The 14,205-nt window shown below is 34.7% G+C and carries 6 protein-coding genes; 3 read left to right on the forward strand and 3 right to left on the reverse strand.

Going from position 1 to position 14,205, the window contains the following annotated elements; genetic code table 11:
• The 3 genes from lolA1 to ribB all read left to right on the forward strand — a co-directional run bounded on the left by lolA1 (window position 1) and on the right by ribB (window position 3,495).
• Complete coding sequence (lolA1, locus tag KXJ69_RS06800) at window positions 1–642, forward strand: outer membrane lipoprotein periplasmic chaperone LolA1 (protein WP_219052234.1); 642 nt, start codon at window positions 1–3, stop codon at window positions 640–642.
• A gap of 75 nt (window positions 643–717) precedes the next feature.
• Entirely contained in the window at window positions 718–2,274 is a 1,557-nt protein-coding gene (locus KXJ69_RS06805) for an LptF/LptG family permease (RefSeq protein WP_373422835.1), read from the forward strand.
• A 72-nt stretch (window positions 2,275–2,346) separates the two neighbouring features.
• Entirely contained in the window at window positions 2,347–3,495 is a 1,149-nt protein-coding gene (gene ribB / locus KXJ69_RS06810; RefSeq protein ID WP_219052238.1) for a 3,4-dihydroxy-2-butanone-4-phosphate synthase, read from the forward strand.
• 5 nt (window positions 3,496–3,500) lie between these two features.
• Here ribB and KXJ69_RS06815 read toward each other — a convergent pair whose 3' ends face one another.
• The 3 genes from KXJ69_RS06815 to KXJ69_RS06825 all read right to left on the reverse strand — a co-directional run bounded on the left by KXJ69_RS06815 (window position 3,501) and on the right by KXJ69_RS06825 (window position 13,981).
• A complete protein-coding gene (locus KXJ69_RS06815; RefSeq protein ID WP_219052240.1) occupies window positions 3,501–6,968 on the reverse strand; it encodes a tail fiber domain-containing protein in 3,468 nt (1,155 codons plus the stop codon).
• Window positions 6,969–7,295: 327 nt separating this feature from the next.
• Window positions 7,296–10,262 carry a response regulator gene (locus tag KXJ69_RS06820; RefSeq protein WP_219052241.1) on the reverse strand — a complete coding sequence of 989 codons (2,967 nt, stop codon included), beginning with the start codon at window positions 10,260–10,262 and terminating at the stop codon, window positions 7,296–7,298.
• Window positions 10,263–10,351: 89 nt separating this feature from the next.
• Window positions 10,352–13,981: a transglutaminase domain-containing protein gene (locus KXJ69_RS06825; protein WP_219052243.1), complete on the reverse strand. Its 3,630-nt coding sequence runs from the start codon at window positions 13,979–13,981 to the stop codon at window positions 10,352–10,354.
• Between the last annotated feature and the right edge of the window lie 224 nt (window positions 13,982–14,205).

The following is a 14,205-nucleotide window of genomic DNA, read 5'->3' on the forward strand; positions in this document are numbered from 1 at the left end:
ATGAAGAAAGCAGCTATACTATTTGTAATCCTTTTTAGCTTCAACTTGGCATACGCTCAAGACGCTAAAAAATTGCTTAATGAAGTTTCAACAAAAGTGAAAAGCTACGATAACATTGTTATCGACTTTAAATGGAATCTTACTAACGAAAAAGAAAAAGTAAATCAAGAAACTCGCGGAGATGTGACCATTTCTGGGGACAAATACCTTTTAAATATGTTGGGAGCAACGCGCATGTTCGACGGAAAAAAAATCTACTCTATCGTTCCCGAAGATGAAGAAGTAACCATTTCAAATTACAACCCACAAGACGATAAAGAGATAACCCCTTCAAAAATGCTTACTTTTTATGAGAAAGGATATACCTATAAAATGGATATCGTTCAAACCGTAAAAGGAAGAAAAATACAGTACGTAAAATTGATACCAATCGATTCTAAAGCCGAAATCAAAAACATTCTATTGGGCATTGATGTGCAAACAAAACATATTTACAAATTAATCCAAACAGACGATAACGGAACAAAATACACCCTTACCGTTAATTCATTTAAAACCAATGAGCCTTTGTCAAAAACACTTTTTACCTTTGACAAAGCCAAATTCGAAAAAGAAGGCTACTACATCAATAACCTGAATTAACCTTTCTTGAAAATATTAGATCGGTACATATTGACCACATATTTGAAGACGTTTACGAGCGTCTTCATTATTTTAATGTTTATTTTTGTACTACAAACCATCTGGCTATATATTTCAGAATTAGCTGGAAAAGACTTAGAAGTTTGGATTATTCTTAAGTTTCTTTGGTTTGTTTCTCCAAGATTAGTACCACTGGTATTACCCTTAACCATTCTCGTTACTTCCCTTATGGTATTTGGAAGCTTTGCCGAAAAGTACGAATTCGCGGCTATGAAATCCACGGGGATATCATTACAAAGAGCGATGCGAAGTGTCATGGTTTTTATTGGTCTTTTAGCCATTATTGCCTTTTTCTTTGCCAATAATGTAATTCCCTATTCCGAATATAAATGGCAAAACCTACGGAGAAACATCGCCCAAGTAAGCCCGTCTATGGCAATTGTGGAGGGACAATTCAGTAGTATTGGTGATAATATCAATATTAAAGTTGCCGAAAAAAGTGGAGATAGAGGTCAGTTTTTACGCGATGTGGTCATTCATAAAAAAACCAGTAGTCGTCCTAATGAAAACACTACGGTTATTATTGCAACTGAAGGGGAACTAGCCAGTGCCGAAGGAAGCAATACGCTTTCATTAATTCTGAAAGACGGTAATTACTATGAAGATATAGCCCTTACAAACCGAAGTAAGGAAAGAACCAACAAACCTTTTGCAAAGAGTTATTTTAAAGAATATACGCTTAACATTGACCTTACAGAATTTAACAGTGCAGATATAGATAAGGAAAACAATTTCAATAACCACAATATGTACAAGGTGAATGAATTGATTCCTGAAATTGATAAAATCTCTGAAGAATACTCAGACAACATCAAACTTTTTACGGAAACTATGAACTTTAGGGCTGGAGTTTCTAAGCCCAAAGATTCCCTATCCAGAAAAAAAGAAAAAGATACTACTTACACAGCAGTTTTGGACGCTTTTGACAAAGCGCAGGGCAGTAAAATACTGGAAACCGCTTTGGATAACACAAGAGGCACTATTCAAACTTTGGAAGGAAAAAAGAAAGAGTATCAAAATCGCACCAAAGTTCTCAATAAACATGAGATTGCCCTTCATAAAAAATTTGTATTAGGGATTGCTTGTATTATTCTCTTTTTTGTAGGTGCTCCTTTAGGCGCTATCATCAGAAAAGGAGGCATGGGCTTACCTATGGTAGTGGCTATTATTCTATTTTTAACCTATCACTTCATTGGTATTTTTACCGAAAACAGTGCCGAAGATGGTACCATGCATCCTTTCTGGGCGAGTTGGTTAAGCACTTTTATTATGCTTCCCCTTGGGGTCTGGCTTACTTATCGAGCTACCACAGACCAAGGAGTCTTTGATATGGATGCCTTTTTTCAGCGGTTTAAATTTCTGAAAAGAAAGCAAAAAGAAAGAATAGACCAAGATGAGATCCCAATCATTTTAACACAACAAGAAAAGGCGCTTGTCCTTTCAAGAAATAATGAGCAATTGAAAGACATTATTAAGAACTATAAGCAGTATAATTATTCTGAAGATGTAAGAAGGGCGGCTATTAGAGAATTGAAAAACAAAGGTTTTTCAGACGAGGATATCCTTAAATAGAAACTACATCTTCTCAATAGTCAAAATAACTTCCATACTTTCCGTATCTTTGCGGTCTAAAACGTTCAAAAAATGATTGCTACACAAAACGGCACCATGATTCAGCTCAATACTATAGAAGAGGCTATCGAAGATATTAAAAATGGCAAGGTCATTATTGTTGTGGATGACCAAGACCGTGAAAATGAAGGTGACTTTGTGGCTGCAGCCGAGATGGTTTCTCCAGAAATGATTAATTTTATGGCCAAACACGGTCGTGGACTTATCTGCACGCCGCTTACCGAATCACGCTGTAAAGAATTGCATTTAGAAATGATGGTAGGGAATAATACAGACCCTATGGAGACAGCTTTTACGATTTCTGTAGATGCCAAAGGAAATGGTGTTACTACCGGAATTTCGGCTTCAGATAGAGCAAAAACCATAAAAGCACTTATTGATTCTAAAACCAAGCCTCACGATTTAAGTCGGCCTGGGCATATTTTTCCACTAAAAGCGAAAGAAGGTGGTGTGTTACGTAGAACGGGGCATACGGAAGCTGCTATTGATTTTGCTCGTTTAGCAGGGTTAAAACCCGCGGGTGTGATTGTTGAAATAATGAATGAAGACGGAACCATGGCGCGCCTTCCTCAATTGGTGGAAGTAGCAAAAAAATTCGATTTAAAATTGGTTTCTATTGAAGATTTGGTGGCGTATCGCATGGAGCATGATTCTTTGATTCAGAAAAAGGAAGATTTCACTATTGAAACAAAATTTGGACGTTTTCGTTTACGAGCCTATCAGCAAACGACCAATAATCAAATTCATATTGCGTTAACCAAAGGTCAGTGGAAAGAAAATGAGCCTGTTCCAGTGAGAGTTAATGCAACTTTAGTAAATCACGATATTTTAGGTACACTCACGAGCAATGCCGAACAACAATTAGATGAAATGTTTCAGGTAGTTAATACCGAAGGAAAAGGAGCCATAGTTTTTATCGATCAAGAAACGCAAGCCCTTAACTTGTTAAGTCGATTAGCTACCCTAAAAGAAAGTCAAATTGAAGGAGAAGTAGTAAAAGCCCCTCGAATTCCAATGGACACAAAGGACTTTGGAATAGGTGCACAAATTCTTCACGATTTAGGCATTCATAAAATAAGGTTGATTTCCAATAGTCAACAAACCAAGCGAGTGGGAATGATTGGGTATGGCCTTGAAATTACAGAGTATATTAATTACTAATATCACTATTCTTTTAATAATAAAGCCTCTAGTTTTTCTAATCTAGCTTTAAGGGTTTCTATCTCTTTTTGCTGTTCTTTTATAGCGTTTATTAATACAAAATCCATAGCTCCGTAATCTACTCCTAAATAGGTTTCTGACTTTGTTCCATCTTCAGACTTGTATTCCCAATCTTTTACCATATAAGGAGCTATTTTCTGCAATTCTTGCGCAATAGTTCCTACACCTGTATCGGTAGGCATACCCGCTTTACCGTTGTAAGTAAACCAAACGGGATTTATTTTTTCTACTACCGAAAGCCCTTCACTAAAAGGACGAACATTTGATTTTAATCTATTATCTGAAGCTACAGTCCAAGTTGAAGAGGTTGGTTTTGCTGCCGAATTTGTTGTTAATTGTAACTGATAGGCTGGCGCAGCTAAACCAATGCCTATAGGATCTGCAAAATAATTGGCGGTTGCTCCAAATCCCCAACTAAAATAGGTGCCATTATACCATAGTGCTTCATCACCATTTACTCTTAAAGCTATTCCAGACCCAATTCCTTCATTTAGGTTTGCAACACCATTAACCGAAAAGGTATAATCTGGCGATGCTGTATTTATCCCGACTCTATTTGCACTTGCATCCATTCGAAAGGTACCTCCATCCATTTCAACATCGCCATTATTATCAGCTTGTAAATACAATGCTGAATTTGTATTCGTAATTATTTCATTTCCATCCAGGCGTAGTGCCCCTCCAATTTCCAAAACACCCGTTCCTACAGTTCCTGAAGCATCTGTAGTCGCGGTTACTTCGGCTCTACCATTTATTCGCAATAAACTGTTATCAAATTCACCATATATTAATGTATTATTGGCATCTGCATTAGAATTTGAAATGTAAAGTTTATTACTACCTGTTTCATTATAACCTGCTTCATTCCCTATAAATACATTAAAACTCCCAGTGCTATCATAACCAACATTATATCCTAATGCTGTATTATTATTTCCAGAATTGTTCCGTAAGGCTTGATTTCCAATGGCAACATTTCTATCATTTAAACTCTGGGATAATGCTTCAAATCCCATAGCAACATTACCAGTACTTAGTTGATTACTTCCCAAAGCTCCAAATCCAATAGCAACATTTGAATGCCCAGAAATGTTGGAAAATAAGGCTTCACTACCAATGGCAACATTGCCTATACCCCCTTCATTTGCACTCATTGCATAACTACCAAAAGCTGTATTACTAAATCCTGAATTCGTGCTATTCATAGCCCAAGATCCTACTGCTGTGTTTTGGTAACCATCGGTGTTTGAAGTAAGCGCATTATATCCTATAGCCGTATTTCCTGAACTTGTTGTATTTGATATGAGGCTTCCCGTTCCAACAGCTACATTTTGAATCCCATTAGTGTTATTTCTAAGGGCATAAGATCCCACTGCCGTATTTTCAGAAGCTTGATTTGAATAAAGGGCTTCATATCCTACCGCAGTATTTTCAGTACCTGATAAATTCGAGTAAAGTGAATTAAACCCTAATGAAGCATTAAAGGACCCGGTTGTATTACCATACATAGCGTAACTACCTGAAGCTGTATTTCTTTGACCCGAAGTATTTGAATACAAACTATTTGCACCTAAACCAGAATTGTCATAGCCACTAATATTATTCCGTAAAGACCCATAGCCTAAACCAGAATTCCCTAACCCTATGGTATTAAAATAGAGTGAAAAGGCTCCAACGGAAACATTTGAATGACCAACAGTATTACTAAACAAACTGTTAGTTCCTATGGCTACATTATTACTCCCAGAAGTATTACTCCTAAGGCTAGCATATCCTAAAGCAGAGTTACGGTCACCTGCACTATTAAACTGCATAGAAAGCCTTCCATAACTACTATTGTATGACCCTGTAGTGTTAGCCCTAAGGGCATAAGATCCCATGGCAGTATTATCAGTACCCGTTGTATTTGAATACATAGAATTATATCCAACCGCAACATTTTCAGTACCCGTTGTATTTAGATACATTGCTCGACTACCTATAGCAGTATTATTGTTTGCTGTGTTATTAAATAATACATCAAAACCGACTCCTGTATTGTTGTTCGCAACAACACTATTTCTTAGTGCACTATTACCAATACCAACATTACTTTGCCCTGTTGTATTTTCTAACATTGAGAAAGCCCCAATACTTACATTATCATATCCAGTAGTATTATAAAATAATGAATAGATTCCAAACGAAGAATTATGAACACCTGTTGTGTTACTCCTAGAAGCGTTATGTCCAACTGCCGTATTGTTATTTGCCGTGTTGGACAACAATGCTCCATTTCCAACGGCAACATTGTTGTTGCCCACACTATTTAAAATTAAACTTGCAGACCCAACTGCCACATTATCATTCCCTGTGGTATTATCTCTTAAACTAGCATATCCCAAGGCGGTATTACTCGCACCTGTTGTATTTTGCTGCATCGAAAACCTTCCAAAGCCGCTGTTATAATAACCCGTAGTGTTACTTCTTAAAGCGTAAGAACCAACTGCAGTATTTTCATTCCCAGTTGTGTTTAAATACATAGTGTCATATCCTACTGCGACATTATCATTACCCGTTGTATTTGAATACAGCGTATGAAACCCTATTCCTATATTGGCACTTCCAGTAGTATTATACATGGATTCAAAACCAATAGCAACATTTGAAAACCCTGTAGTAAGTGAAAGCAAGGAATTCCTTCCTATACCTACATTATACGCTCCGGTAGTATTTGAAAAAAGACTACTTCTGCCGATGGCTACATTAGATATCCCTGTGGTGTTATTATACAGGGTGGTTCTACCCAATGCAGTATTTGAATCCCCTGTTGTGTTTGCCGTCATACTTGAATAACCCAAAGCGGTATTACCAGAACCTGTAGTACTATTTACTAAGGAATTGCTTCCCAATGAGGTATTTTCTACTCCGGTAGTATTTGCCCTTTGACTAGAATATCCTATAGCGGTGTTGTTTCCACCAGTGGTATTCGCTTCAAGGGACTGATAACCAATACCAACATTCGCATTATTTGTACCATCATCATTACTTCCCGCATCTATTCCTAAAAAAATAGAAGATCCATCATTAGTTCCATCATTATCAGATTTTCCATCTTCCAGTTCATCTATTTTCTTAACTCCTGTGGCCGTTTGCCAAGCACCTAATGCATTATCCCAATAATAAAATCCTTTTGAAGGTGTTCCGTTACCTGTAACAAAGACCATCATTCCGTCTTGTGCTACTGTAGGTAGGGTAACAGGGAAATCATCAATCCTTGGGATTAAGATTCCATCATCATTATTGGGAGTGGCTACATTACTCGCTGTAATTTCAAGAGTGGCATTAGGGTTGGTATTGTTAATACCCACTTGGGCGAATAGGTTAAGGGACAAAAAAAGAAAAACTACGATAAGGAATATACTATTTTTCATAACGTTTTTGTTGAATTATTTTTTATTAAAATAGGTGGATTTAATCACCTTGTTTTTATGCACTATTTTTAAATTATAACTCCCCTTTTCTAAATGATTTACATTAATGTAAATATCATTCGACTTAAATCTATCAAGGGATCCTTCATATTTTTTATTCATAAATCACTATGGATATTTCTATGAAATTTCAAAAAAAAAGAATCTTATTCTTTCTTTTGAATAAAGCTAATTTTAAATAAGAGAAAGGAGTAATAGGGATGTAACAGATGTTGCCACAAATGTAACATGTGTGTATTTATAGGCAATTAGAAGAGAAATTGTAAACTATTGCTGTGAATATTCTGAAGGCAAACAACCAAAAGCCTCTTTAAAACATTTGGTAAAATAAGAGGGTTCATTAAACCCAACACTGTATGCAACTTCCGAAACATTGGCATCACTCCGTTTCAATAAGTCGGCTGCTAATTTTAATCGTTGTGAACGAATAAATTCGGTAGCAGAAAGTCCCGTTAATGCTTTTAACTTACGGTGCAATTGCATACGGCTCATCCCAACTGCAGTGCTAAATTCTTCAATAGAAAAGGAAGAGTCGGTAAGTTTATTATCGAGCACATTAGAAATTTTTTCAATAAACTTTTCGTCAAATTTTGTAATACTAATATCCTTAGGCTTTAGCACCACCTCTTGGCTATACCTATCTCGAAGTTTTTTTCTGGAATCGACCAAGTTTTTAACTCTGGTCTTCAATAGTTTTATTTTAAAGGGTTTTAAAACATAATCATCGGCTCCTATATCCAATCCCTCATATTGTGCTTGTTCTTCCACTTTTGCCGTTAGCAAAATAATAGGAATATGGCTTGTACGTTCGTCTTGCTTTAAAGTCGAGGTCAATTCAAAGCCATTTAGTTTTGGCATCATGACATCCGAGATAATAATATCCGGAACTAAAGTTTGTGCCAATTCAACACCCATAGCACCATCTTCGGCTTCTATTACTCGATACTCATTTTCAAAAGCCGATTTCACAAAAGACCTAATATCTTTATGGTCTTCAACTATTAGAAGTATGGGCGAGTCTTCATTAATTTCTGAAATACCTTGCTCTTTCCATTGCATTGTTTCTGTTGTTGAAACTTTTGAATCTGAAACCATTTTATAAGCTTCATTAATCAACTCGTCTTCAGCAAATTGATTCTTATTCACTGGAAGCTGCACGGTAAATAACACGGTATTGTTTTCCGTGTTTTGTGCGGTAATGGTTCCTCTATAAAGCATCACTAATTCTTTCACTAAGGCAAGTCCAATACCTACTCCTTCTGCACTAGTGTCTGATTGATAAAAGCGATTAAAAATATCTTCTACAGTAGCGGTTCCAGAAATTTTACCATCATTTTCTATTTGTATTTCTACTAGCTCATCTTTTTGGGTCGCTCTGAAGCATACCGAACCTTGTGGACGAACATATTTAAATGCATTAAAAAGCAAATTTGTTACTATTTTTTCAATAGTATCAGCATCAAACCAAGCTTGTTCAATTTCTTCAATTTCAACTAGATAGTTTATTTCTTTTTGCTCAGCTTGATAATTAAAAGAAGCTGTTAATGCCTTAAAAAGCAAACTTATATTACCTTCCTTTACTTGTAATTTAAGGTTTCCTGACTCCAACTTTGAAAGATCTAGCAACTGATTTACTAAATCCAAAAGCCGATTTGAATTTCGTTGCACCATTTCAAAATCCTTTCGATCCTCTTGCTTAAGTTTTGGGTTTTCAAGCTGTTTTTCAATCGGGCCCGAAATAAGCGTCAACGGGGTTCTAAACTCGTGCGAAATATTCGCAAAAAAGTTAGATTTTAAGGCATCCAACTCCTTTAATTTTTGGTTTGTTTTCTGTCTATTTCTATATAAATAGAAAAAGAAAATTCCGGCAATTGTAGTAATTCCTAAACCTGCCAATAAAAGGTTACGTTGGTTTTCTTTTTGCCTGGTAGTTACTTCATTTTGGGCAGTTAAAAGCGCGATTTCCTGTTCTTTTTTTTCATTTTGAAATCGAGCTTCAATTTCTTTAACCTTATTTAAATTCTTTCTACTCTGTAAACTATCTTTTGCTACTTTATGCTCAAGGGCATACCTATAAGCGTTTTCAAAATCGTTTAATTTTTCTGAACTTTTATATAGAATACCCAATGATTCCTCTATATCATAAAGTGATTCCATTTCCTTTGCTAGATTATAACCTTCCATTGCAAAATCATAGCTTTTTTGATATTCTTTGAGCTCAAATAGAATTTTTGCTTTACTAATTGTTCCAATTAGGATACCAAAAGCATCTTTGTTTGATTTTCTTATATCTAAAGATATATTGGCTTGTTCGAGAGCCTCTGAAAGTTGATTAGCTTCCAAGTAAGTTTCACTTAATCCTTGCCGAAATCCAGCTTCTTTTATCGGAAAATTATTCTCCTTATAAAAAGCAATGCAATCTTTTAGTATAGAAATGGATTTGGGATAATTTTTTTTAGTTTTCTCTAAGGATGCCAAGGCTCCCATTATTCCAATTTCTTGGTATTTATTATTATGATTTTTAAATACCTCTAGAGCTCTTATTTGATACTCTTCGGCTTTGCCATAATTACCTAATTCTTTATATACATCACCAATTAATGAAAAGTTAAATCCTTGGTCTTCACCTTTATAATCATTAGCCCTATAAATACTATCTGCCTTTAATAAGTATATAAGTGCTTTACTTGCTTCAGAAAAACTTTTAAGGTAATTTTCCGCCATGAGTGTATAGGAGTAGGCACTTTCAACCCAAATATCATGCTTATTTGCAACCTCTATGGATTTTTGAAAATAATTAATTCCTTCATTAAAACTTCCTAATCTTGAGTGTTCTTCACCCAGTCTAGAATAAGTAATACTAATGAACTTTGGATTAGAAAGTTTCTCCGCAGCTTCAAGCGATTCAAATAAATTTTCAGAAATAAAGTCTAATGCGTTTTCATTTTCTTTAGTGTACAAATTAAAATAAGCTGCTTTTAATTTATAATAGTAGTAATATCCTAAATTTGATAGTTTCTTATCTGAATAGTCCTTCAACTCACTCATATAATAAAGACAACTATCTTTATTACTACGTTTAAAGTGTTTTATTAATTCATAATACGTTTTAGAAACAACAGTGTCGTTGGCCTTTTTTGTAGAAATTATTTTTTTTAAGGAATCAATTGCAATTTGGTTTTGTCCAAAAGAAATGGAGCAGAATAACAAAATAATGAGCGAAAACTTATGCATTTTGTAGATTAGGTAAACCTAAAATACATAATTTAAAGCATATTTGCTATGCATGTAAGTCAATATGAAAAAGTAAATTGATTTATTGGTTACTTAAAAGCGATAAACTGCTTCCTAGTTTCTAGAACATCCTTTACATATTTTCTAAACTCTGGATATTGATCGGGTTCAATATTTTCATAACTCATCACAGCTTTTACAGTTACTTTTAATTGGGTTTCCTTTGTTTTTTCATACGTAATGGTATACGAATGTCCTTTAAAGGAGAATTCCTTACTTTCAGGTATTTCTACAAAAGTATGCCCCTCCTCTATGTTAATAAGCATGGAATCTTCATACACATCTGTATTTTCGTATTCCAAATAATTGATAGGATATTTTCGCTCATTTAAACTTACCACAGATTGATTATAGGGTATTGAAAAATATGGCAATTGGAAGGTTTTCATGCTCCCTATTTTATTCAATTTTTCATTCAAGGTAATGGTAGTCTCAAAAGCAACTTTATCGTCACCTACTTTTTTATCTACTTTATCAACAGAGACAAGTTCAACATCCACCTTGGTTCTGTTCAATAAATCATCAGATATTTTTTCCTTTTTTACATTTTCGTTATCGTCGCTTAACAGTTCGATATAATAAGAACTTAAGTGGCCTGTTACAGATGTTGTTAAATGAATATTCGAACTTTCATCAGCAATATCAACGATATAATCATTTAAAAAAGTAGATTTCTTTCGGTTAACATTATATATTTTAAAAAGTTCATTGCCTTGTATTGCACCTTTGTTATAAGGAATCTCCAAACCTGTAGCATTTCGCAAGGAAACCGGAAGCGCTTTATAAGGCAAATACTTATCTGTTAATTCTAAAAACTGAGGTTTTCCATCAATTGTTACCTTCACAATACAATGATTAAAGTCTGTTGAAGGAAGGATGAGTGCGTTTTTTCCATAGTCTGAAGTCAATACAAGAACCAAATTAACATCCAACCCAGCTTCTTTTCCTAACACTGCAAACAATGTTGAAAAATCCTTACAATCGCCCAACTTGGTTTTTATGGTTTTTTCTGGTTTTTGAGGTACAAATCCACTTTGCTTAAAACTCACATAGCTGTATGAAAAATTTTCTGTAACATATTCGTAAATTTTCTTCGCTTTTTCATCATCTGAAAGGTTAGCCACTCCATTTGGAAAAATCTTTTTAAAAGCATCTTCAACGGTTTGGTCAAATTCCATTTGCTCTCTCACCAAATCTGAATACCAATTCGAAATCTCGTCCCAAGATTCGATAGAGCTTAAATGAAGCTCTCTTGCTATATCCGAATAGGTAGGCATAAAATCTTCACTCATGGGAAGTTCTTTATCATTTTTTACACTCCATTCGTGTACATAAAAATCACCTTCTTTCGATTTCTTATACGGAATTTCACCATTGGTCACCTTAAATTTCAAGTTGTCTTCTTGCATAAACAATCGGAATGTTTTTTCAGTTACAGGGTAATAGCTATTAAACCCACGTGTGTCTACATAATCTTTATAAAATCTTCCAGAACGTGAAAAACTTCCTTCAAAATCGATTAAAACAACGTCGCCTATTTCGAGTCCGTTAAACACAAAATTAGACCCACTCTTTTCTGCAGGAGAAATACTTTTATCTTTCTTTACAATTTCAGATTTGTAAATAGCGTAATCACCGTAGAGACCTAAATTATATTCCTTTAAACGGTCAATTCCTTTTTGGGAAGTAACTTCATAAATGTATGTGCCTTTGTACCTTCCGCCACCGCTTGGGTACTTTTGTACATCCACTTGATCTAGTAAAAAGTTAACACCGTAGTTGTTTGTTTTAATTTTACCTCTATTAGCTTCAATAAAGGAATAGAATTCTTTTAATCTAAAATAATCTAACGGATCCTTTACTTTTTTAAGGTCGTAAATAAGCTTTCTTAATTCGCTATCGCTGCTGTTTCTTTCAATTGCTTTTTCGTAATAAACCAAAGCTTCTACTGTCTTATCCAGTTGGCGTAATGCTTCTGCCTTTAATTTTAAAAACACAAAGGTATCGGGGTAGTTTTCGATTCCCATTTCTATGTAAGGCAAAGACTCTTCATAACGCTGATAATCGTGTAAATAGGCTATGTATTCTTGAATAATGGCATTGTCATAATCTATTTTTTTAACCGATTCATTCAAAATTTCAAGTGCTTCGTCCTTTCTATTTTGCTTTTCGTAATAATAGGCTAAACTTAAATCAACGTCATAATTAAAATGCTGAGCCTTATTTTCTTCTAACTTTTTAATCGTTTTTTCATCGTTATTAAACAATTGACTGTAAAACATTACAAAGGTGCTATACAAAGAGGAAGGGACACTGGGGTCTTCAATAAACTTATCAAGTGCTGCTTCCACTTCACTCATACGCTGTCTGCGTAATTCCAAAAGTAAATCGGTTGCAGTAGCTATAAAGGAGTAATCTACAACTTGTGAAAGCTTCTTAAGCGTGGATTCGTAAGTCTCTATATCCATTTTATAGAGTTCATCAAAGTTTTGAAACTTATTCATCAACGACAAATAATAATTTGGGTCGAAAGTTTCAATGTTTTTTATAATCTCATTATAACTTTCAGAATCACCCGCACTGTTATGTATCTCGGCCAAAATAGATTTAATAAAAGTACTATTTGGGTATTCCTCCAACCAAGATTCTACCATTTTTTTGGCCTTTTCAAATTCAGAATTACGCATATAAGCCATCACCAAACTGAATCTGTTTAAATCTTTATCTCCTTTTTTATCGGCCAATCGATTTTCAAAAAAGGTATAAAAAGGATTTGGAATTTCTTTAGGAGCAATTTCTGCCAACGTACTTATTGAATACTCTTTGTTTGTAAGATTAACCGATACATTTTTTATCGGGTTCCCAGCATCGTCCACTATCTTAATCATAAAATAAGGGTAGGTTGCATAAGAGGCTGTTTTTACCAACAACCTATTATTCCCCTTTTTCAGATTTACGGCAATGGTGTAGGCATCCATTTCGGTTAAGCGATCCTTATCATTTTCAAAAACCAAAACATCGTTTACAAACAACTGGAAAATTCCGCCCTTCCCTACTTTTAAATTCACTCTTTGGTCAACAGCAGAATCCACAAAAGTTTGTGCGTAATTTATCCCTGAAATAAGTTCGGAATGATTTAAGAAAAACTGATAGGGCTCTCCAGAATTTTTTGCTGCATACCAATTTACCGAACCATTTCTCCTTGTATTAAATGGAGTTTCGGTAACCGCAGTGGTCTCTGGAGGGTACTGAGTGTCTAATCCACTGTTATTTAAGTTTTCAAAGGGGCCACAATATTCCCATTGGGTTACACTTTCAATTTTTTTATTGAGTGCCAAATAGTTATCCCAATTATTTTGGTAGCGTTCCACCACCGATTTATAATAAACATACCCATCCCTAACGGTGTTGTTTTTCATGGTTTTTTCGTCCAACTCTTTAATGGAAGAAACATTATAGGAGTTAAATCCTGATTCTAAATAATCCCCTAATGCATAAGGGAAAAACCAATGAGCAAATAAATAATTTTCATAATTTGGGTAGGTAGCAAGTTCTTTTAAAAAGTTGTCCTCCCTAAGCATCAACCCATTCTCCATACGCACAATTTGACGCAATAACGACGTTTCAACATCTTTAACAAATCCCTTTTTACTTACCATTTCAAGGGCTTTTGTTCTATTATTAGCGTGCAATTCTTGCCAAATTTTACTCGGATTTTGTGCAACTAAAGAAATACTGAAAGAAAAAAAGAAAAACAATAAAATACTACGGAAGTGTGACGTGGAAACATTCATAAATAGCAAAATATTCTAGTTTTTATATAGTTTCAACAAATAAAACATTTTAATTAAATCTTAAAAAGAGAAAAAGTGATTTTCTGCAA

It is taken from the genome of Halomarinibacterium sedimenti, assembly GCF_019312585.1.
Lineage (GTDB): Bacteria > Bacteroidota > Bacteroidia > Flavobacteriales > Flavobacteriaceae > Halomarinibacterium > Halomarinibacterium sedimenti.